This is a genomic window from Chryseobacterium sp. DT-167 (assembly GCF_058310155.1).
In genome coordinates, this window is record NZ_JBZEEQ010000154.1 from 1 (window position 1) to 503 (window position 503).

Sequence of the window (503 nt, forward strand, 5' to 3'; positions counted from 1 at the left end):
TGCTGGCCGTCGTTCCCACCCTGTCGTGGGATGACGCACCCGCTCGTGCCACGCCATCGGAGAGATGGGTGACGAGCTGGTACGCGGCTCCTCACGCCTCACCCGCGCCGACTCCCCAGTCGCCGAACCCCATTCCCATGACGGCCGGTAACCGGTCCATGCGCCAGATCGCCGAGCTGACGGCCGGGGGCTCCGCCGTTCGGCTCCGCCTCTCGAACCAGTTCGGCTCGGCGCCTCTCACGATCGGGCGGACGACCGTCGCGAACCGGCCCGGCCACAGCGGCTCGTCATCCCTCGATCCGGCGACCATCCGCAACGTGACCTTCGGGGGGCAGACCGCGGTGACCATCCCCGTCGGAGCGGAGATCCGCAGCGACCCCGTGGAACTGCCCGTCGGCGCCGACTCCGATCTCGTGGTGACGTCCTACTTCCCGAACCCCACGGCGACCGTCAGCATGCACCGAGTGGGAACCAACTCGACATGGGCGGCGGTCGGCGACCAG

At 70.2% G+C, this 503-nt stretch carries 1 protein-coding gene; it reads left to right on the plus strand.

What is annotated here, in order from left to right:
• Window positions 1-137 precede the first annotated feature (137 nt).
• A partial coding sequence (locus AC4FQ5_RS20235; protein ID WP_491146561.1) for a hypothetical protein occupies window positions 138-503 on the plus strand: 366 nt, incomplete at its 3' end.